The organism is Arthrobacter sp. KUASC02, assembly GCF_059739395.1.
Map to the genome: position 1 here is coordinate 2,596,809 of NZ_AP046053.1, position 18,929 is coordinate 2,615,737.

The 18,929-nt window shown below is 66.8% G+C and carries 21 protein-coding genes; 7 read left to right on the plus strand and 14 right to left on the minus strand.

Annotation, left to right across the window (positions count from 1 at the left end; all coding sequences use genetic code 11):
* Positions 1 to 21 precede the first annotated feature (21 nt).
* Positions 22 to 702 carry an alpha/beta hydrolase family protein gene (locus AC6JAC_RS11995; RefSeq protein ID WP_028269346.1) on the plus strand — a complete coding sequence of 227 codons (681 nt, stop codon included), beginning with the start codon at positions 22 to 24 and terminating at the stop codon, positions 700 to 702.
* 10 nt (positions 703 to 712) lie between these two features.
* Here AC6JAC_RS11995 and AC6JAC_RS12000 read toward each other — a convergent pair whose 3' ends face one another.
* The 7 genes from AC6JAC_RS12000 to AC6JAC_RS12030 form a co-directional block, all read right to left on the minus strand.
* Positions 713 to 2,893, minus strand: coding sequence for an elongation factor G-like protein EF-G2 (locus tag AC6JAC_RS12000; protein ID WP_028269347.1), 2,181 nt, complete (start codon positions 2,891 to 2,893; stop codon positions 713 to 715).
* A gap of 111 nt (positions 2,894 to 3,004) precedes the next feature.
* On the minus strand, positions 3,005 to 3,157 hold the full coding sequence (locus AC6JAC_RS12005; protein WP_156037040.1) for a hypothetical protein: 153 nt from the start codon (positions 3,155 to 3,157) through the stop codon (positions 3,005 to 3,007).
* A 138-nt stretch (positions 3,158 to 3,295) separates the two neighbouring features.
* Positions 3,296 to 3,910, minus strand: a complete 615-nt coding sequence (locus AC6JAC_RS12010) for a PadR family transcriptional regulator (RefSeq protein ID WP_028269348.1) — start codon at positions 3,908 to 3,910, stop codon at positions 3,296 to 3,298.
* An 85-nt stretch (positions 3,911 to 3,995) separates the two neighbouring features.
* Entirely contained in the window at positions 3,996 to 5,015 is a 1,020-nt protein-coding gene (locus AC6JAC_RS12015; protein WP_051628667.1) for a sensor histidine kinase, read from the minus strand.
* Positions 5,016 to 5,022: 7 nt separating this feature from the next.
* On the minus strand, positions 5,023 to 5,700 hold the full coding sequence (locus tag AC6JAC_RS12020; RefSeq protein WP_028269349.1) for a response regulator transcription factor: 678 nt from the start codon (positions 5,698 to 5,700) through the stop codon (positions 5,023 to 5,025).
* 5 nt (positions 5,701 to 5,705) lie between these two features.
* On the minus strand, positions 5,706 to 6,422 hold the full coding sequence (locus AC6JAC_RS12025) for a DedA family protein (RefSeq protein WP_231510984.1): 717 nt from the start codon (positions 6,420 to 6,422) through the stop codon (positions 5,706 to 5,708).
* Positions 6,423 to 6,432: 10 nt separating this feature from the next.
* The gene (locus AC6JAC_RS12030; RefSeq protein ID WP_269319482.1) at positions 6,433 to 7,038 is read right to left on the minus strand and encodes a phosphatase PAP2 family protein; all 606 of its coding nucleotides are present in this window, start codon (positions 7,036 to 7,038) and stop codon (positions 6,433 to 6,435) included.
* Positions 7,039 to 7,331: 293 nt separating this feature from the next.
* On the opposite strand from AC6JAC_RS12030, the gene AC6JAC_RS12035 reads away from it, so the two are divergent.
* On the plus strand, positions 7,332 to 7,871 hold the full coding sequence (locus AC6JAC_RS12035) for a hypothetical protein (protein ID WP_028269351.1): 540 nt from the start codon (positions 7,332 to 7,334) through the stop codon (positions 7,869 to 7,871).
* A gap of 22 nt (positions 7,872 to 7,893) precedes the next feature.
* Here the strand turns inward: AC6JAC_RS12035 and hrpB are convergent, their stop codons facing one another.
* The 3 genes from hrpB to AC6JAC_RS12050 are packed head-to-tail and all read right to left on the minus strand — an operon-like array spanning position 7,894 to position 11,756.
* Positions 7,894 to 10,569, minus strand: coding sequence for an ATP-dependent helicase HrpB (gene hrpB / locus AC6JAC_RS12040; RefSeq protein ID WP_028269352.1), 2,676 nt, complete (start codon positions 10,567 to 10,569; stop codon positions 7,894 to 7,896).
* Positions 10,570 to 10,625: 56 nt separating this feature from the next.
* A complete protein-coding gene (locus AC6JAC_RS12045) occupies positions 10,626 to 11,387 on the minus strand; it encodes a VOC family protein (protein ID WP_028269353.1) in 762 nt (253 codons plus the stop codon).
* 21 nt (positions 11,388 to 11,408) lie between these two features.
* The gene (locus AC6JAC_RS12050) at positions 11,409 to 11,756 is read right to left on the minus strand and encodes a hypothetical protein (protein ID WP_231510985.1); all 348 of its coding nucleotides are present in this window, start codon (positions 11,754 to 11,756) and stop codon (positions 11,409 to 11,411) included.
* A gap of 266 nt (positions 11,757 to 12,022) precedes the next feature.
* On the opposite strand from AC6JAC_RS12050, the gene AC6JAC_RS12055 reads away from it, so the two are divergent.
* Positions 12,023 to 13,207, plus strand: coding sequence for a DUF6226 family protein (locus AC6JAC_RS12055; protein ID WP_156037041.1), 1,185 nt, complete (start codon positions 12,023 to 12,025; stop codon positions 13,205 to 13,207).
* On the opposite strand, the gene AC6JAC_RS12060 is transcribed toward AC6JAC_RS12055, so the two are convergent.
* From AC6JAC_RS12060 to AC6JAC_RS12070, 3 genes are read right to left on the minus strand one after another with little or no spacing between them, the layout of a single operon-like run.
* Complete coding sequence (locus AC6JAC_RS12060; RefSeq protein WP_028269355.1) at positions 13,184 to 13,558, minus strand: hypothetical protein; 375 nt, start codon at positions 13,556 to 13,558, stop codon at positions 13,184 to 13,186. The genes AC6JAC_RS12055 and AC6JAC_RS12060 overlap by 24 nt on opposite strands.
* Before the next feature lie 24 nt (positions 13,559 to 13,582).
* Positions 13,583 to 14,551 carry a CU044_5270 family protein gene (locus tag AC6JAC_RS12065; protein ID WP_051628669.1) on the minus strand — a complete coding sequence of 323 codons (969 nt, stop codon included), beginning with the start codon at positions 14,549 to 14,551 and terminating at the stop codon, positions 13,583 to 13,585.
* Entirely contained in the window at positions 14,548 to 15,159 is a 612-nt protein-coding gene (locus tag AC6JAC_RS12070) for an RNA polymerase sigma factor (protein ID WP_051628670.1), read from the minus strand. The genes AC6JAC_RS12065 and AC6JAC_RS12070 overlap by 4 nt, the downstream gene beginning before the upstream one ends.
* Positions 15,160 to 15,234: 75 nt before the next feature.
* On the opposite strand from AC6JAC_RS12070, the gene AC6JAC_RS12075 reads away from it, so the two are divergent.
* The 4 genes from AC6JAC_RS12075 to AC6JAC_RS12090 all read left to right on the plus strand — a co-directional run bounded on the left by AC6JAC_RS12075 (position 15,235) and on the right by AC6JAC_RS12090 (position 18,327).
* Positions 15,235 to 15,696: a DUF6278 family protein gene (locus tag AC6JAC_RS12075; protein ID WP_028269357.1), complete on the plus strand. Its 462-nt coding sequence runs from the start codon at positions 15,235 to 15,237 to the stop codon at positions 15,694 to 15,696.
* Positions 15,696 to 16,640, plus strand: coding sequence for an alpha/beta fold hydrolase (locus AC6JAC_RS12080; RefSeq protein WP_043437370.1), 945 nt, complete (start codon positions 15,696 to 15,698; stop codon positions 16,638 to 16,640). The genes AC6JAC_RS12075 and AC6JAC_RS12080 overlap by 1 nt, the downstream gene beginning before the upstream one ends.
* Before the next feature lie 172 nt (positions 16,641 to 16,812).
* Positions 16,813 to 17,670, plus strand: a complete 858-nt coding sequence (locus AC6JAC_RS12085) for an SDR family oxidoreductase (RefSeq protein WP_028269358.1) — start codon at positions 16,813 to 16,815, stop codon at positions 17,668 to 17,670.
* A gap of 72 nt (positions 17,671 to 17,742) precedes the next feature.
* Positions 17,743 to 18,327 carry a hypothetical protein gene (locus AC6JAC_RS12090; protein WP_028269359.1) on the plus strand — a complete coding sequence of 195 codons (585 nt, stop codon included), beginning with the start codon at positions 17,743 to 17,745 and terminating at the stop codon, positions 18,325 to 18,327.
* Here the strand turns inward: AC6JAC_RS12090 and AC6JAC_RS12095 are convergent.
* A complete protein-coding gene (locus AC6JAC_RS12095) occupies positions 18,290 to 18,904 on the minus strand; it encodes a dihydrofolate reductase family protein (protein ID WP_051628690.1) in 615 nt (204 codons plus the stop codon). The two genes, AC6JAC_RS12090 and AC6JAC_RS12095, sit on opposite strands and share 38 nt — an antisense overlap.
* Positions 18,905 to 18,929: the final 25 nt, after the last annotated feature.

An 18,929-nucleotide genomic window follows, 5' to 3' on the forward strand; every position in this document is an offset into this window, starting at 1 on the left:
CTGATCCGGCATGATGGAGTCATGCCCGTATCCGAGTCCCCCGTAACCATCAGCGTCGGCGATCTCCAGGTCTCCGGTCTCTACGCCCGGCCCGAGAACCCGTTCGCCACGCTGGTCCTCGCGCACGGGGCCGGCGCCGGGATGGAGCACCCGTTCATGGCCGGGTTCACCAACGCGTTGAACGACGACGGCGTCGCCACCTTGCGTTTCAACTTCCCCTACCGCGAGGCTGGTCGGAAGTTCCCGGACCGCCCGCCCCTGGCAATAGCCACCTGGCGGGCCGTCATGGAGGATGCCGCCGCGAGGGCCGCTGCGCACTCCGACGCCGGTCCGGTATGGGCGGCCGGCAAGTCGTTCGGCGGACGGATGGCGTCCATGGCTGTCGCCGAGGGAATGCCGGCGGCCGGCCTGGTCTACCTCGGCTATCCGCTGCATCCCCCGGGCAAACCGGAGAAACTGCGCGATGAGCACCTCTACGGGCTCACCCTTCCGATGCTGTTCATGCAGGGAACGCGGGACACCTTTGCCACCCCGGAACTCCTGGAAGGGGTGGTGGCCCGGATCGGGCCCACAGCCACGCTCCACTGGTACGAGGGCGGCGACCATTCGTTTGCGGTTGCGGGCAAGAAGCGCGACGCCGGGGAGATCGGCGCCTCCGTGGCGGCCCCGGTCGCGGCCTATCTGAGATCACACAGCTCCTGAAGCTGGAAACTCACTGCCTTGGGGCCGTGTGGACCATGTTCGGGGGTACGGGCTCGTGGCGAAGATACGTGCGCCGGAAACGGCCGGTACCGGCTGTCAGTGCCCGCAGTTCCACCGCGTAGCGCAGCAGTTCCTGCTCCGGGATCTCCGCGCTGATCTCGGTACCGCTGCCGTCGGCCGCGGCGGTTCCGGTCAGCCGGCCGCGGCGGGACGAGAGGTCGCTCATCACCGCCCCCACATAGTCGTCAGCGACGCTGATGGTGACGGCCAGGACGGGTTCGAGGAGCTGGATCCGCCCAGCAGCCGCCGCCTCCCGCAATGCCAGCGCACCTGCTGCCTGGAACGCCGCGTCCGAGGAGTCGACGCTGTGCGCCTTGCCGCCGGTGAGCGTCACCCGGATGTCCACCACCGGGAACCCGGCTGACACGCCCTTCTGCATCTGGGCCCGGACGCCCTTCTCCACGGAACCGATGTATTGCCCCGGAATGACCCCGCCCACGGTCTTGTCGACGAACTCGAAGCCTGCGCCCCGGTCGAGGGGCTCCACGTCGATGTCGCAGATGGCGTACTGGCCGTGGCCGCCGGACTGTTTGACGTGGCGTCCATGGCCCATGGCCGGCGCCGCAAACGTTTCCCGCAGCGGCGTAATCACGTCGACGGTCTGCAGCTTGACCCCCTGCTCGCGCAGCCTGTCCAGCACCACTTCGCCGTGGGCTTCACCCATGCACCAGAGGATCAGCTGGTGGGTTTCGGGGTTCCGCTCAACCCGCAGCGTGGGGTCTCCGGCGGCCACCTTCCCCAGGCTCTTGGCGAGGGCATCCTCGTCGCTGCGGGTTGCTGCTTCCACCGCGACGGGCATCAGCGGCTCCGGCATGTCCCACGAAACAACGAGCAGCGGGGCCTCCTTGGCGGACACGGTGTCGCCGGTCTCTGCATTCGCCAGCTTGGCGATCGCGCAGATGTCCCCCGCCACGCAATAGGGCACGGGCCGGAGGCTGGACCCCACCGGGGAGTAAAGGTGGGTGAGCCGCTCGTCGCTGTCGTGGTCCTCATGGCCCCGCTCGGACAGCCCCCGGCCGCTGACGTGTACCGCGGAATCCTCCCGCAGCGTGCCGGAGAAGACCCGCACCAGGCAGACGCGGCCAAGGAACGGATCGATGGTGGTCCGAACGACCTCGCCGGCCAGGGGGCCCGCCGGATCGCACTCCAGCGGCGCGGCCGGTTCGCCGGCCAGGCCGGTTACCTGCGGCACGCTGCGCTCCAGCGGGGAAGGGAACGCACGGGTCAGCATTTCCAGCAGTTCGGTCAGACCGAGGCCCGTTTCGGCAGACGTTGCCAGCACCGGAAAGAAAGTTCCCCCGGCGACGGCTGTCTCCAGGTCGCTGACGAGCGCGCCGACGTCGATCTCCTCACCGCCGAGATAGCGGTCCATGAGGGTCTCGTCCTCGCTCTCCGAAATGATTCCCTCAATGAGCGTGCCGCGGGCACCTTCGGCCGCGGTGAGCTCCTCCGCGGTGGCTTCGCGTACCTGCGGAGCCGCGGAGCCGGCGGAATAGTCTGACACTGTCTGCGTGAGGAGGCCCAGGAGCCCGGTGGTTGCGTCGCCGCTGCGCACTGGGAGGTAGGCCGGCACCACCGAGTCGCCGAAGGAGCGCTGGCAGGCGGCAACCGTGGCCTCGAAGTTCGCCCGGGGGTGGTCCAGCCGGCTGATCACCACCGCCCGGGGCATCCCGACCTGGTCGCACTCGGCCCAGAGCGCCGTGGTGGCAGCGTCGATGCCGTCGATGGCCGAGACCACGAACAAAGCCGCGTCCGCTCCGCGCAGCCCGGCGCGGAGTTCGCCGGTGAAATCACCGTAGCCCGGCGTATCGAGCAGGTTGACCTTGATGCCGTCCACCACCAGCGGGGCAACGGACAGCACCACGGAGCGCTGTTGGTGCACCTCGGAGGGTTCGGCGTCGCTGATGGTGTTCCCGTCCGTGATCGATCCCATCCGGGAGATGACGCCGGTCGCTGCCAGCAGCGCTTCCACCAGCATCGTCTTGCCCGCACCGGAGTGGCCTACGAGGACAACGTTGCGGACCTTCTCCGGCGAATCGGCGGGAGCCCCGGCGGAGGCGTCCGCCCGCCGGGCATCAGAGGTGCCGCGGGCCGGGCTCTTGGACCGGCCATTTGAGCTTTTTACCGACATGAGCAACTCCAGGCGTCTTAGTCGTGAGCCGCCATGCGGCCTCTGTAAGACGATTCGACACCCTGAAGCGACTGAACTTCAAGAGGGAGATGCTGGGCCTGGCCTCCGGGGCTAGGGTTCGTCGTGCCACCACCCTTCCCAGGGGGTGGATGAGAGCTGCCCGCTCGGGAAAGCGCCCATGGAACCCGCACCGCCGGCATGCGGGTCCTTGTCCTTCCAGCCGGAATGAAGGGAGAGTGTCAACGTGCTCAAAAGAGTCATCATGGTGTGTCCTTCCGTTCGCTGCGTGGACCGCTGTGTCCAAGTAGGAATGAGCCTAACGGTGCAATGTTTCGCGGCAACGACGCAAGGTTTCCGGTGTGTATCGGTTACCTCACATGGCACTCCGGGTCCTTGCCGGGTTCACTCCGCAAGGATCAGGTACAGCGCCCGGCGGGCTTCATCAATCTTTTCGACGGCGGCCAGACGCTGTTCGTCGGTGGCCGCGACCCGGAACTGGTGGATGACGCCCATGAGCTTGCCGACGCTCTGGTGAAAGGCGGGTCCGGTGCCCTCGGGATCGGTGTTCCACGCGTTCCCCAGTTCCTCGGCATGTTCGGCCACGTACGCCGTGCCGGCATCGGTGAGTGTGAATTCGGTGCGCCGGCCCTCACCGACGGGCGTGATGAGCTCTTCGTCGACGAGCTGCTGCAGCGTCGGGTACACCGAACCCGGACTCGGACGCCACGCGCCGGACGTCTTCTCCGTGATTGTCTTGATGAGGCCGTACCCGTTGGACGGGGCCTCGGCCAGGAGCGACAGAATCGCGGAGCGGACATCGCCCCTGTTCGCCCGGCGCGGGCCGCCCGGTCCAAAACCCGGCCCGAATCCCGGCCCAAAGCCGGCGCCGAAACCCGCGCCGAATCCCTTCCCGAAGCCGCCACCGCCGTGCCCGTGGGGTCCGCGCCGGCTGCGTCCGCGCTCGAAACGTCCACGTTCCGGGCCGTTGTCTGAAAATTTGTCGTGAATGCCTCTCATGAGGGCATCCCCCTTTGTATATTACGGTCGCCGACCATCGGCGATACTTAACGATATATCGGTAAGTATCGCCGGTCAAGAGTTTTCAGAAGGATCCCGGAATTGGCGAATTCGGTTTTCCGGCCAATGGGAGCGCCAAACGCATGGTGGTTCCGTCCGGCCCGGTCCGTGCGATCTGTACGGTGCCGCCGGCACTGGTAGCGATATCACGGACCAGAGCCAGTCCGATGCCGAAGCTCCGCTGCGCGCCCTGCGGGCTCTGCGCCCTGACAAATCGATCAAAGATCCGAGACTGGTCCACCCCGCTTACGCCGGTGCCGGTGTCCGCCACCTTTATTACCGCGAGTTGCTTCTCAGCTGACGCCGTGAGCGTGATCCGGCCGCCGGCGGGCGTATGGGCCAAGGCGTTGTCGCCGAGCGCAAGCACGGCCCGGCGCAGGCTGCCCTCGTCAATCCGGGCCAGGGGCCGGCCATCGCTGCGGACCACGACGCTGATGTCCCGCTGTCCTGCCAGCTGCTGAAGGCTCTCGGCCACGGAGGCAGTGATGGCGGTAAGGTCAACCGGTTCGGTCGATGGTTCCGGTGGAGCCCCGGTCGCGGCCAGCAGGAGTTCATTGACAATGCTGGTCAATGCGGCAGTGTCCCCACGGATCCGGTCCAGTGCCCGGCCCTCCGTCGAGTCCGGGACAGCGTCGCGCTGGGCGAGCTGGATCCGGGCATCCAGGATTGCCAAGGGCGTGCGCAGTTCGTGGCTGGCATCCTGGATAAACCTCCGCTGCAATGCCAGCGCGTCCGCCAATGGCCGGATGGCGCTGCGTGCGCTTGCCCAGCCGATGCCCCCGGCAAGAACTATCCCGGCGGCGCCCGCCATGATCAGGGCTTTGAGCAGGTCCTTCGCGTCGAGATAGGCATAGTCCGCCGCGGGCGCTCCCGAACCAGGCAGTTCCGGGTGGGCCAGCTGGTTCATCAGGTACAGGGCGGCTCCGGAGAGCAGGCACAGAACCATCACTGCACATGCTGCGCTTATCCGGAGGGCCACTTTGAGCGAGGCCGTTCGGAGAGTGGCATGGTCGGGGCTGTCGCCGGGGGGCGTCGTCTCATTCATGTTCGCCTCATTCATGGGCGTCGCCGATCTGGTAGCCCACACCGTGGACGGTGCGGACCACCGCTTTGGAGATCTTCCTGCGAAGGTGATGGACGTAGGTGTCGATGACGCCGGGCTGGTCAGTGGGCTGGAACAGGGATGTGATCAGTTCGACGCGGGTAAAGACCCGTTCCGGCTCGCTGGCCAGCGCGGCCAGGAGTTCGGTCTCCTTCGCAGTGAGCGAAACCAGTGGCCCGTACACCGAGCGGATGGACCTGGAAGCGGTGTCCAGCTCCCAATCCCCGATGCCGAGTGATGTCCGGGGCAGGGTAAAGCTGCGGGTCAATGCGCGGAGCCGTGCGTTCAGTTCCGCGGCGTCGAACGGCTTGGTCATGTAGTCGTTGGCACCGGCGTCCAGCCCGTCGACTTTGTCCTGCGTGGAACCGAGGGCCGTCAAAATGAGGATCGGAACGGTGATGCCCTTCGAACGCAGGGCCTTTATGAGTTCGACGCCGTCCATGCCAGGCAGCCCGCGGTCGATGATCATCACATCCCACACTTCAGTCAGACCGGCGTGAAGGCCGTCCCTGCCATTGGCAACAAGGCGGATCCGGTAGTCGATGCCAAGGAGCTCGGCCACGAGCGGTCCCAGGACGGCGTCGTCTTCGACCAGAAGCAGGGAAGGGACATCCTCTGTTGAACTCATAATGGCTATTCTTCCGTGGCCGGTTCCCTCGCAGGCATTTCGTCCCCGGCTGCGTCCGTTTCCGTGGCCCGGGACTTGTGGCGCCGTTTGAGAAGTTCCACTCCCCACGGCACCACGGACAGAAGCACCATGGCAATGGCGATCACATCGATGTTCCGGGCAATGATTTCGAAGTGGCCGAGCCAGGAGCCCAACAGGGTCACGGAGGCGGCCCAGACCAGCGCACCTATGATGTTCCACGCAGTGAAGGCCTTGTACCCGTAGCGGGCGATGCCGGCGGTCAGGGGTGCGTACGTGCGGACGATCGGAACGAACCTGGCCAGCACGATGGCCGGCCCACCGTGGCGGTCGAAGAATTCCTCAGTCCGGGTCAGGTGTGCAGTTTTCAGCACCCTGGCATCATCTGTGAACCACCGCCTGCCGAATCTGCGGCCCAGCAGGTAGCCCACTTGGTCACCGCCAACTGCCGCCGCCGTAACGACGCCGATCAGCACCGGCAGGGTGAGTTGCAGCTGTTGGTGCAGCAGCCCGGCGGTGAACAGCAGCGAGTCCCCGGGCAGGAAAGGGAACAGGACTCCGGATTCGACGAAGACCATCGCGGCGATCACGCCAATGGCCGCCGGTCCCATGCCTTGCAGCATGCTTGCCGGGTCAAAAAGGGAAAGAACGCCGGCTGAAGCGTCGAAGGCCGGGGAGCCGGTAAGTGCCTGAAGAATATTCACAGGGACCTCCTCAGGAGAGTTGCTGCGGGGTTGCTGTGTTGATGCGCAAAAGCTGAAACATCCGGCCAGCGAATCGGTTCCAGAGCCCCGTGAGCAGTATCAGGACGGCGCCGGCCGCGAGGAACGATGCAGCCACATCAGACGGGTAATGGACCCCGATATACACCCGCGACCACGCAACGACCAGGGCCAGGGCCACACCCAGGGCGGCCACCGTACGCGCCCAGCGTGTCCCGCGGGCCAGGGAATACAGGGCGAAAGCAAGGGTGATGGCGAACGAGACATGGCCGCTCGGGAGGCTGTCGGAGCCGGTTTCGGGTGCCAGTGGGTCGAACAACATGCCGGGGTTGGGCCGGTCCCGCCGGACAAGGAGCTTGAAGAATTCGCTCGCCACCCACCCCGACGCCGCCAACACACCGAAGGTGGCCGCATCCACCAACGACCTGCGGACCAGGAGCACCGCCAGGGCGATCAGAACAATGGCAACCAGACCGAAAACAGGACCAAAGGCCACGTTCAGGACCATCGCTGCAACCGTCAGGACGGCGGCATGGTGCCGGCTGAGGTCCTGGTCAACGCCCAGTTCAACGGCGCTCTCCCCAGGAAGCGATTGCACGGTCAGACCCAGCGCGAGAACCGCGGCGGCCAGGAGGACTGCTGAAATGATCCAATGCCGAACCTGGGGAAGCTCCAGCAGACCACGACGGGCTGCCGCCTGGCCTGTGCCGGTTGTGTTTACCGGACGTGGTTCGTTTCGGACTCGGTGGACTTCGGTCAATGGGCCACTTCCCTTCTGGGCACGGCGGACGGTTGCCGCCAGGACAAGCTTCGCCTCCTGCCCTTAAGGAATCCGTAAGAAACCGGACCGGCCTGCCTTGCCGATGAGCGAACTGTCCGTAGACTCGGCCCATGTCGCGTCGTGGGGGAACGGGGCCGGGCCGCTGTACCGCGGGGCTGGCAGTGCTGAGTGTGTTGATGGCCGGCTGTGCGTACGAGGACGCCGCCAATCCCCCGCCAACAGCCGCTTCCGTTTTCAGCGGCCGTCCTGCGCCGTCCGTCCCGGCGAAGGGCCCGGAGATTCTGGACATCGAAACGCGAAATTACGCCGAGCTGAAGAAGCGTCTCTCGTTGGCGGCCGGGTCTGTGCTTCTTGACGAGTCCGGCCCGGCCGACGGACCAGGCGTGGGCTTCAGCAAGACCGCCACGGTCAAGGCTGCGGGTGCGCACACGGTCACGGCGGCTTGTGTGGGTCTCGACGACGTCCAGATTTCACTTTCCCAGGATCCGCGGACCGGTCCGGAGCTGCCGGCGCTCGTTCTGGACTGCTCAGGAGTGCTGTCCCAGGTGGTGGAACTCCAGCCCGGATATGTCGGAGTCCATCTGACGCGGCAGGACCCCGGCGGTCCCTGGACCGGGGCTGTGGCCGGGATACGCATCACGGTCGACTGAGGCCGGGCTGCCTGCGTCAGCACTACATCCTGTTCTTGGTCCGGGCGGTGGCCGGGGCCGTCCAGGGGTCCTCCGGCCAGGGATGCTTCGGGTAGCGGCCGCGCATCTCAGCCCGCACCTGCGCGTAAGGTCCGGACCAGAACGACGCGAGGTCATCCGTCACCGCAAGGGGCCTCCGCGCCGGTGACAGGAGGTGAAACAGGACCGGGACCCGTCCGCCCGCCAACCGCGGTGTTTCTGCCCAGCCGAAGCATTCCTGGAGCTTGACCGCCACCACCGGCCTGCCGTCGTCGTGCCCTGCGTCCGGATAATCGATCCTCACGCGCGAACCGCTCGGCACCTCCAGCGTCTCCGGCGCCAGTTCTCCCAGCCGGGCGGCATCGGGCCACGGCAGGAGCCGCCGCAGCGGATCGGTGAGGTCGATGCCGGCTGTGGCCTTCCCGCCGGCGAGCACCTCGAGTTCGGGCGCCAGCCAGTCGTCAAGGCGGGCCAGCAGCGCGTGCTCGGAAACGTCCGGCCAGGGTGCGCCCAATTCCCGGTGCAGCAGCGCGAGGCGGCGGCGCAAGGCGTCCGCCGCCGTCGACCATCCGATGGTTCCCAGCCCTTCCTTCGCCAGCGCCCGGGCAACGGCTGCGCGGCCCTCGGCGGCTGACGGCCGAACCGGCGTCGAGGAAAGCGGGATCGCACCCAACCGGCGCTCGCGCCGGGCCTTGACCCGGCCCTGGTCGAATCCGGCCTCCACGGTTTCACTCATCAGATGCCGGGCCGCAGCCTCCGCCGTGTCAGCCGACAGTGGAGCCGCGGAACGGATGACGGCGCCGGTACCCGCGGCATCGCGGCCTTCAGCACGTGACACCTCAGCGACCGCCAGCCACTCGTGTCCTGACAGCGGGCTGCCTGCCGGAAGGCCGGCCCGGGTTCCGGACGAGAGCAGATACCGCTCCCCCGCACCCGGGACGCGGCGCGCAACGCGGTCCGGGAAAGCGAGGCCGACCACGAACCCGACGGCCTCCGCGCCGGCCACCTGAGGCACGGCCTGGGATTTACCGACGGCGGCGCCTTCGGTGCGGACGATCGCTTCCATCCGCCGGACGTCCTCCTTCCAGCGCCGGGCCGCCGGATCGCTGCCCGAACGCAGCATGGCCAGCAGCCGGGTCAGGTCAGCGCCCGGAGCGCGCTGGTCTCCGGCCACGACGGCGACGGTCTCAGCCGCAGCACGGTGGCCGGCGCTTGCGGCGCCTTCGAACAGGGCGCGGGCCAGGCGCGGGTCGGCGGGAACCCGCGCCAAAATCTTGCCCAGCTCCGTCGCGAGACCGTCAGGACCTACGGCACCCAGCTCGCGGAGGACCTCGACAGCCTCCTCCATGGCCGCCACAGGCGGGGCGTCAGGGAGGGCCAGGCCGCGCCCGCCGGGTGATCCCCAGCAAGCCAGGACCAGAGCTGCTCCGGTCAGGTCTGCCACCGCGATCTCCGGGACCTGGTGGGCAGGGGCTGCTCCGAACGTCTTCTGGTCATAGCACCGGACCACCCGGCCGGGGCCCTGGCGTGCTGCGCGTCCGGCGCGCTGCACGGCAGAGGCGCGGGAGCAGGACACGGTTACCAGCCCGGACATGCCGCGGTTCGTGTCGCGCCGGGGCTCGCGGGACAGTCCGGAATCAATGACCAGCCGGACTCCCGGGACGGTCAGGGAGGATTCGGCCAGCGCCGTAGAGATGATGATCCTGGCCCGCCCGCCGGGTTCCCGCCCCGACACTGCACGGTCCTGTTCTGCCGGGCTTGCCTGGCCGTGGAGCTCCAGCACCTCGGCATCCGCCCGGCTGCGGAGGCGGGCCGCGACATACGACACTTCCCATGCGCCGGGCACAAATACCAGGGCGTCCACGTCTGCGTCCGCCGCGAGGGCCTCGGCATGTGATGCCGCCGCGGTGTCCGCCACGTGGTCCAGGAACGCCCGGGTCACTCCACGCGTATCCAGCCGCGCGACGGCAGCGGGGGCCCAGCTGGTTTCCAGGGGAAACAGCGCGGAAGGACAGTCGACCACGCGGGCCGGGCCGCCGTCGTCGTTCCCGCCGTTTCCCGCCCCGAGCAGGGCAGCGAAGCGCGGCGCATCCAGGGTGGCGGACATGGCCACCAGCATGAGGTCGCCGCGCAGCTCACGGACCTCGGCGAGCATGCCCACGAGCAGGTCGGTCTCCAGCCCGCGCTCGTGCACCTCATCGAGGATCACGGCGTCCACTGTCTCCAGTCCCGGGTCTGACAGCAACCGCTGCAGCAGGATGCCGGGCGTGACGAACTCGATCAGGGTGCCCGCCCCGCAAACCCGTTCGCCGCGTACCGTGTAGCCGATGCGGTCCCCGAGCCGGCTGCCATCCAGGGCCGCCAACCGTCGTGCCGCCGACCGTGCTGCGACACGGCGCGGCTGGGTCACCACCACGCGCGGGCTCCGGGCATTCCGTCCGGCGGTGGCCGGTGCGGGGACGGACCCGGTGGAAGCGATGTTGGCGAGCAATGGCGGAACGAGGGTGGTCTTGCCCGTTCCGGGAGGTGCCTGGACCACGGCAGTCCCGCCCGGTCCTCCGGAACGCAGGGCGTCCGCCAGCTCCCCCAGCGACGCGGCAAAGGCCAGGCCCGCGCCGATGGCGTCCACAGCGAAGGGCGGGTTGGGTCCGGCGGCTGGCGGGAGGAGCGGAGAAGTCACGCCTCCATTGTGCCCACTCTCGCGGCCGGGATTGTTCCAATCGAAAACAGGAAGCGTCAGCCTGCCGGTGCGCTGACCGCAATGAACGCGCCTTGCGGGTCGCCGATCACGGCGTTGCGAAACCCCGGCGTGGTCATCGGCGGCAGCAGGATGGTGCCGCCCAGGGCGGCGGCGTGCTCTGCCAGGGCGTCCGCGTCGCGGACGGCGAAATTGACGCTCCAGTGCGGAGGGACTGTCACGCCGTCGGTGGCCGTCACGGCGGCAACGACGTCACCTGAAAGGCGCCAGAGCGCGAAGCCGGCGTCCGGCACGGAATCGAGTTCCCAGCCGAACATGGTGCCGTAGAACGACGCTGCTGCTTCAATATCCGTAGTGTGCAGCGAACTCATCGCCCAGGAGTCCGGGACATCGGCCAGCACGGCTTCGTCGCCCCGGCCGCTTTCCTCAAGGATGAATGGAACCCCGGTGGAGTCGGCCACCACGGCAAGGGCGGCTCCCGAGCCAGCGCCAAACGGCCCGGCCAGGAGCCTGCCGCCGGCTTGCTCAGCGCGGACGAGGCTCAGCCCGATGTCTTCGACGCGGATGTGGGTGTTCCACGACGGCCGGGACGACGCCGGAGCCTGGCCGATTCCGGCCACCGGCCGCCCGCCGAGACGGGCAGTGAAGTAGTCGCCGACGAGCCCGGACGGCATCGGCGCTGGATCGTCGAAACTCCAGCCGAAGAGCGGGCCGTAAAAGTCCATGGCAGCACGGGGATCGGGCTGGAATGTGTCCACCCGGCACGGGGCACCGGCGGAACGTGTGTTGCGGGCTGTCATTGATGCGCCCTTCCGTTGTGGTTAGCGGACGATGGTTAGGGGCTCTGTTCGTGCGGCACACGACGTTCGTTCGAGGGTAGTCCCGGTTCCGCCGGCGCGGTTGTTCCTGCCGGTATCATCACACCAATCAACGCCGTAGGGCACCGCCTCCACCGCAGCAGGTCCGGCAGCTGCAGTCGCCGGGACAACAAACGTATAAGTGAAGGCGCCTCCGTCTGTCATGGGGGCCGTGGTGTTGATGACCTTTATGCCGGCCGCATCCGTGAGGGTGACCTGGATGCGGGCGTCCTTGCCGTACCGGGGATTGCAGTCAGCATCCGGCGCCTGGACCGTCACCGGGTCGCCCGCCCTGGCACTGGGCGGGGCCACCGAATAGGCGGGCGGAAGGCAGGGCGGTTCTCCGTTCCCCGGGGAAACCCCACAAGCAGACAACGACGCGGACACAATGACCGCAGCCACGCCGGCGCAAGCCGAAACACGCCTGCCCATGCGGTACGGCATGGCCGCCTCCCCTTCAGGTTCTCGCGTCCGGCTGTGGCTGTCCCGGAGCCGGAACGACGTCGAGGAGCCTATGGTAGACCGGCTTCCTCAGGCACGCCTCCGTTCGTCGCCTGGTCCGGGGCTAGGATCTCGATATGGGGCGTACAGAGGATTTGTTCGAGGGTGCGGCCACCGGCTTGCCCGAACCGGTCTCACGCAGCGGGGCACTGTATGCGCAGGGGCCGGGCCGTGATGCCGAGGTCCGGCATCTGGCAGGTTACTCCGCGTTCATCGGGTTCTGTGCCGACCATGGCGTGAAGGCGGAGGAGCTTGCCGTGGACCCTGCGAGGCTCCTGTGGTGCCTGCACCAATGGGCTGCCGAGATTGATCGTGACAGCGCCGTGGGCGCCGCGGCAGCCGTGTTCGCCGGAAACACCATCGCGGGGCTCAGGCCGGACGCCCGGTGGACTGCGTCGCAAGGCAGCTCTCCCCTCGTGGGAAACCGGCAGAGGCAGTTCGACGTCGGTCGGCTGCTCGTGGCGCTGCGCAGCGCCGACGTCGAGTCCGTAGCGGGCCTCGTGACGGCGTTGTCGGACTGGGCTGAGGAAGAGGTGGAATCACCGTCGGTTCCGCCCGCGCACATTCCGCCGGTTGCGCCGTTGGCAGGCCAGCCGCGCTATGTCCGGCCGCTACTGCCGACGACGGCGTATTACTCACCGGAAGGTGTACTGATTCCCTACGGCCGGCAGTGGGGCGCCGACGGTCCGGCACCGGAGTCCTACAGCGTCGACAGCCATCCGGAGCGCTTCGCGGGACTGCACGCCATGGCCTCGGCCCTGATCGATCACTTGGCTGCCGCCTACGACGTCGACGTCGACAGCGATCCGGTCCATGCCGGGGAGGTGCTCATGAAGGCCCGCGAGGTGCTGCAGGCTGTCAAGGTCACGCCGCGCAGCGCCGAAGCTGCGCCGCTGACGTTTGTGTTCACGGGGTATCCGGGGGTTCTGATCCATGCCGGTATGCTGCATGACTTCCCGTTTCCGGTCTGCGGCTGCGATGCCTGCGACGAAACGGCCGGCACCACGGCTGACCGGATGGAGATGCTGGTGCTTGCCGTGGCGGCGGGCGGCTACCGCGAACGCTACCCGGTTGGCAGCCGGAAATGGAGCGAATACGCGCTGACCGCGGTGGACGGCTCCGGATCTGAAAGCGGGAGCGGTGAACCCGGTCCGGTCGACGCCGTGCGCCTCCGGGACGCGGAAAACCGTTTGCGTGAAGTGGCCGGCGGCTGGCGCCCGTGGCCGTTGCGGCCGGGACTACGGCCCGGCAGTCAAGGCTGACCTCAGCGACGACGACCTAGCTCGTTGTGCCAGTATCGGCCGTCCTCGGTCCCCGTGCGCACAATGATGTCGGGTTGCGGGAAGGTAGAAGGAAACCTCGACGACGTCCTCCCAGGAGGCATCCTCACCCGCGGGCGGCTCATCCGACAGGACGATGCGGACCGACGAGCCCCCTGACCTGCGGGCGAGGTTGAGATACACGCCAGCCGCGTCGGATGCGCCGACCAGGCCATTGACCTGGCCTGCGAAGAAGCGGTCAAAGTCTCCATCGAAACCACCGTCCTCAGTCCAGACCAGGTCAAGCTGTCCGTAGTCGGTGTCAATTACCTGGTCTATGAGGATTTGTTTCACAGCCAGAGACTACGGCCACACGGTTCAGGGTGCCGTGTTGGTGACAGATGTTTCGATGGCGGTCCAGCCGATGGCGGTTCCTGCCGGCATGGATCCTTGAGGCTCAGTAAGGATGGCCCGTTCACCGATCAGGAGCCCGGTTGCGGCGTCGATGATGATCTCTTGACGCGTCTTGGACGGGCCCTCCTCAGTTCGTCCGATGGCGATACCGGTGCGGCCGTCCAGATTTGCCTGGTTTTCCGTGATGGTCACGCCCGGGATCATGGCCGCGGCCTTGTAGAGGGCGGCACGCAGGTCGGCCGGCACAACACCTGTCCTGAGGAGGTCGGCGATGAACACCAGCGCTTCGCCGTCGACGGACTGGCCTTTCCCCAGTGTCTGTTTGTAGATGCTGTTCAGCAGCCGGTACGGGTCGCGGGGAAGCGCGGACATGTCAGTATGAACCCACCCGCCGGGGCTTCCATAGAAGGATCCGTTGGGTGCGCGCAGCAGCTCGGGCAAAGGGTTGAAGTCGTTCTTTTCGACGTATTCCTTGGTCCTGGCGTCGAAGAATGTCGTGGGTACCCGCCCTGATCGCACCCACACCCACTCATCAGCGGGATCGGCCGGAATGTACAAATCAAGTTTTTCCGTGTCCAGCCACTCGTAGGTGGAACCATCAGCCTCGGTGGACGCGCTGCCCCAGACGTTGGTGCTTTTGACCCTCAGGTACTGGCCCGGGTTCACGACGGGATCAGCTGTCATAATCGCCGTCTCCGCCGCATTGTTGAGGACTTCTGCGGCCTGCGCGGTCGCTCCGCCACGCCAGCCGGCGAGCCCGACGACGTCTCCCGCAACCAGTGCCACAACCGCAGCGGCGGCCGCTGTTGTGAGCCACAAACGGGTTCGACGGGGACGGCGGAAAAGGTTCGGCTTCCGCCGCGCTTCCTGCACGAGGAGGTTCTGGACGCGGTATTTCGTGTCTTTCGGGTAGGTCACTTCAGACAGATTCATGACAGCCTCGCTTCAACGGTAGTCGTGTCGAGTTGTTCGACGGGCTCCGGGTCCCGGTTCATGGCGGCCAGCTTGGCCCGTGCCCGGTGCAGTCTCGATTTCACTGTCCCGGTCCGTACGCCGAGGGTCCTGGCGGCCTCGTCCTGGCCGATGCCGTTCATCAGGCACAGGACAACGACGTCCCGTTCGCCGTCGTTCAGTCCCGCGGTCGTCTCGAGCAGTTCGCGGACGGCACGTTCAGCATCGAGCCTCGAAGCAACCGCCTCCGCATGGTCTGCTTCGTGTCCGCCGTGCCGGGGATCCGAGTGCGGCAGCCTGGCTAGGAAATCAGCGTGTCGCCGGGACCCCCTGGCGCGGTTGCGGTTCGCGTTCGTTGCTACCCCGAGCAGCCACGGAAGGACTGTGTCCCTCTCCGGCCTGAGCCTGTCCCGCTGCCGCCACGCCTCCAGAAAGGTGATCGAGACGAGTTCCTCGGCGTCGTGCCAGGAACCACACCGGGAGAGGCAGTACCGGAAGACCGCGTCGGCGTGCCTGTCGAACAGGGCCCCGAATGCGTCGGCGTTGCCGGTGGTGCACTCACGCCACAGCTCTTCATCGGTTTCCCCCATTAGCCTCATGCCTTGTAGTGTCCGCAGGACCCGAAAAGGTTCCCGATCCGGTTAGCACGAGCGTAGCCTTTCGAGATGACGGACCGCGGCGACTCCGACGAACCTCTGCAGCGACTGCCGGCTGGCCTTCCCCGCCGCTACGCGGAATACAAACCCGCACCGGCCGCGCCTGCCATTCCTCCCACGAACGTTGGTGGGTACGACGAACTCCTGGCCCACTTCCGTTCTCTCGGGAAGGAGCTTCCACGCTCCAAAGAGGGCCTCGCCGCGGTCGACCGCCTCATGGATGGCCGCACTGACCGGGCCACTCTGGCCAAGCTGGTCCGCGCCATCGGCATGTTCTACGGTGACCTTCTCACCCACACCGTTCCGGGCGCGCACTGGGAAGTGGTGGTGGAAGGCGACCCGTGCGTCCGCGTCACCCGGAACACCGCCGTTTCAGTGGTGTCCGTCGCCAACAGACGCCTAACCACGGGGATACCGACTCTCCAGCAGAACTATGCGCATGTGTTGGACATCGTGGCAGCAGAGGAGTGATGACCATGCGAACCAGGACACGGAGCGGCTGGGTGGACGTGCCCCATGCCAGAATCTACTGGGAAGCGACCGGAGAACCTGAAGGCACCCCGGTCCTTTACCTGCATGGCGGACCCGGTGGTTCCCTTGGACAAGGGGGTTACCGTAAACGGCATGACCCGACTCGCTTCCGGATCATCGGCCTGGACCAACGCGGATGCGGCAAGAGCACTCCGATTGTCCAGGACGATCTGGATCACCTGTCCGAGAACACTACTCAGGCCTTGATCGGCGACATTGAGGCGGTGCGCGAGCACTTGGAGATTGAGAAGTGGATCGTCACAGGCGTTTCCTGGGGCAGCACGCTCGCGCTGGCCTATGCCCTCCAGCACCCGGATCGGGTCCTCGGTGTCGCCCTGGCCGCGGTGACAACGACAAGCCGCGACGAGATCCAATGGATCACCGAAGATGTTGGACGGATATTCCCCGAAGCCTGGAAGGACTTCTCGGATGCAGCCAAGGCAAAGCCGGGTGAACGCCTAGTCGAGGCCTACGCACGCCGGCTGGCCGGGAAGGACCGCGACGACGCTCGCAGTGCCGCTTTGTCCTGGGACCGCTGGGAGTCCACGCACATTTCCCTGGACCCCAACTGGCGCCCTGGTGTGCTATTCGAAGACGAGCGGGAGCGGATGACGTTCGCGCTCCTGGTGACGCACTACTGGGCCCATGACGGATTCCTGGCTAACGGTCAGGAAATCGTTCCTCGTGTACACCAGCTCAACGGTATTCCCGGGTACCTCATCCATGGTCGCCGCGACATTAGTGGTCCCGCGGTCACCGCATGGCAGCTGCAACAGCGATGGCAATCAAGCCAGCTTGTGATCATCGAAGACGAGGGACACGGTGGCCCCGAATCCATGGCCGCACTGTCGAAGGCAGTGGAAGAGATTGCCGCCAGGGGTTGAAGCGCAGGGCACCTGATACCGGCGCTGCCCTTTCCATTACTTACCTGAAGGTGCCTATTGCACTTCAAAGTGCATCATCCGGCGTCGGAATTGTTCCCGTTCGGGGGCAGTTGCCCATAGCGGAAGCCGCACGAACAAGGCTCCGGTCAACAAGGTAATCAAGGAGAATCTCATGTCCATTGTCATTGCAGGAGCCACCGGCCAGCTGGGGCGCCTCGTCGTCAAGGAATTGCTGGGCCGCGGCGTACCGGCCGAGCAGATCGTGGCCGCAGGGCGGTCCGCTGAGCAGCTGGCTGAACTGGCGGCTCACGGCGTCACAACCGCGACGGTGGATTACGACGATCAGGCCACCGTTGACGCCGCCCTCAACGAAGGCGACACCCTCCTCCTCATCTCCGGCAGCGACATCCAGAACCGGTCGACCCAGCACGAAACCGTCATCGGCGCAGCTGTCCGGGCCAGGGTTGCCCACATTCTGTACACCAGCGTCCTGGCCGCTGACACCACCGAGCTCGTCCTGGCCCCTGACCACGCGAGGGCCGAAGAGACCATCCGCGCCAGCGGCCTTCCCTTCACCTTCCTGCGCAACGGCTGGTACACGGAGAACTACGCCACAGCCCTGCTCACCGCCCGCGAGACCGGCACGCTGCTGGCCAGCGCGGGTGAGGGACGCGTGGCCAGCGCCACCCGGGCGGACTACGCCGCAGCCATCGCCGCCGTCCTGGCCACAACCGGCCATGAAGGCAAGGTGTACGAACTGTCCGGCGACTACGCCTGGACCTTCGGGGAACTGGCATCGGCGTTCTCCACGGTGCTGGAGCGCAACGTCAGCTACCGGCCCGTGAGCTCAGCAGAGCACGTCAGCGCCCTGGAGGCTGCCGGGCTTGACCCTGCAACGGCAGGATTCCTCGCAGCACTGGACGGCAACATCCGGGACGGTGCACTGGCCCAGACCACCGGCGACCTCGCGCGGCTGGCCGGGCGGCCCACCACTCCCCTTGTTGAGGCTCTGCGCCCGCTTGCGGGCTGAGCCCGAAGTCGAGCACGCAGGCGGATAATGGCATTCACAGCCAGCTGTTAGCGCGGTCAGGAGGGGCCTGGAATGTACCCGGTTGCACGCATCACGGTGGAAGCTCCGGTGGTCAGTGTAGGTTCCGGCCCCTCCGACTACGAAGAACTCGGCCGATACGTCCGCGCCCTGCGCCGGCCGCGGGGACTCCATATGACCCTGCTGCACCTCGGCGTGCTCGACGACTTCTGCCAGGACGTCTCGGAGTGGACCAGGGGTTACACGAGCGCTTCGGCCGCCGCCCGCAGCACGGTTGCCTGGCTGCACGGACTGCCGGTCCTGGAAGCCTTTTCGAGCAGCACCGAACGGCTGATCGTGCTGGGCGGCGGCAGTGTGTCATGTCTCGAAATCGACGTCCCGGAGCGGGTCCACGACTACCAGGTTTCACTTGTCCAGGCCCTCCATGACCTGCTGGACGGGCTGCTGGTGGACAACGTCGATGACTTCATCCTCAGCTCCCGCGCCCTCGGCTTCAGGTCACCGCACTGGACACCGCACGTTGCCGTCGGCACCCCAAGGGCGCGGAGCGGCAAATCGTGGGAAGTCGAGCCGCTGGTGCTCCAGTTCGGCGAGTCACGGATCAGGAACCGCCAGCTGCTCCCCGTCCTGGGGCAGTAGCTCCGGCGGTTCGCAGGGAATATTCAAGCTCAACCAGCTCGGCGTCGTACGTCTTTGCGCTCAGCAGGCGCAGGAGGGCGGGATCCTGGCCGGCAGGGAACACACCCCGCCCGGCGCCGATCGCGACGGGCATGACCACGAGCCGCACCCCGTCAACTTCCCCGGCCTTGAAAAAAGCTTCACCTAGCGTCAGGCTGCCCCAGAGCACGACGCTGCCCACGGTTTCGCTTTTGATGCGCCGGATTGCCTCAACGGCATCACCGGATTCGACGGTGGCTTCGGGGAGGTTGCCCCACGGCGCACTTTTCAGCGTCCGGGAAAACACAAAGCGGCGCAACGCGTTGAGTACTGGCGCGATAACCTCACCATCGGACGCCGGAGTGGGCCAGAATTCAGCGAACATCCGGTAGGTCGCGGCCCCGAGCACCATCGCGTCGACGGTATCGAGCCACGCCACCTGGCTCCGGTCGAATTCGGCCGTGCCACCTTCGAGCATCTCGTAGGCCGTAAATTCGTTATTCGCGTCGGCAGCGAACCCGTCTGCGGTAACGAATTCCTGGACAATCAGCTGCCCCATGATCGACACCTCGCTTCCGTGGTCC

Bases quoted from the DNA above. Each gene is read 5' to 3' on its own strand.
- AC6JAC_RS11995 (WP_028269346.1), top strand. From the start codon at position 22: ATGCCCGTATCCGAGTCCCCCGTAACCATCAGCGTCGGCGATCTCCAG.
- AC6JAC_RS12000 (WP_028269347.1), bottom strand. From the start codon at position 2,893: ATGTCGGTAAAAAGCTCAAATGGCCGGTCCAAGAGCCCGGCCCGCGGC.
- AC6JAC_RS12005 (WP_156037040.1), bottom strand. From the start codon at position 3,157: ATGATGACTCTTTTGAGCACGTTGACACTCTCCCTTCATTCCGGCTGG.
- AC6JAC_RS12010 (WP_028269348.1), bottom strand. From the start codon at position 3,910: ATGAGAGGCATTCACGACAAATTTTCAGACAACGGCCCGGAACGTGGA.
- AC6JAC_RS12015 (WP_051628667.1), bottom strand. From the start codon at position 5,015: ATGAATGAGACGACGCCCCCCGGCGACAGCCCCGACCATGCCACTCTC.
- AC6JAC_RS12020 (WP_028269349.1), bottom strand. From the start codon at position 5,700: ATGAGTTCAACAGAGGATGTCCCTTCCCTGCTTCTGGTCGAAGACGAC.
- AC6JAC_RS12035 (WP_028269351.1), top strand. From the start codon at position 7,332: ATGTCGCGTCGTGGGGGAACGGGGCCGGGCCGCTGTACCGCGGGGCTG.
- AC6JAC_RS12045 (WP_028269353.1), bottom strand. From the start codon at position 11,387: ATGACAGCCCGCAACACACGTTCCGCCGGTGCCCCGTGCCGGGTGGAC.
- AC6JAC_RS12055 (WP_156037041.1), top strand. From the start codon at position 12,023: ATGGGGCGTACAGAGGATTTGTTCGAGGGTGCGGCCACCGGCTTGCCC.
- AC6JAC_RS12065 (WP_051628669.1), bottom strand. From the start codon at position 14,551: ATGAATCTGTCTGAAGTGACCTACCCGAAAGACACGAAATACCGCGTC.
- AC6JAC_RS12070 (WP_051628670.1), bottom strand. From the start codon at position 15,159: ATGGGGGAAACCGATGAAGAGCTGTGGCGTGAGTGCACCACCGGCAAC.
- AC6JAC_RS12075 (WP_028269357.1), top strand. From the start codon at position 15,235: ATGACGGACCGCGGCGACTCCGACGAACCTCTGCAGCGACTGCCGGCT.
- AC6JAC_RS12080 (WP_043437370.1), top strand. From the start codon at position 15,696: ATGACCATGCGAACCAGGACACGGAGCGGCTGGGTGGACGTGCCCCAT.
- AC6JAC_RS12085 (WP_028269358.1), top strand. From the start codon at position 16,813: ATGTCCATTGTCATTGCAGGAGCCACCGGCCAGCTGGGGCGCCTCGTC.
- AC6JAC_RS12090 (WP_028269359.1), top strand. From the start codon at position 17,743: ATGTACCCGGTTGCACGCATCACGGTGGAAGCTCCGGTGGTCAGTGTA.
- AC6JAC_RS12095 (WP_051628690.1), bottom strand. From the start codon at position 18,904: ATGGGGCAGCTGATTGTCCAGGAATTCGTTACCGCAGACGGGTTCGCT.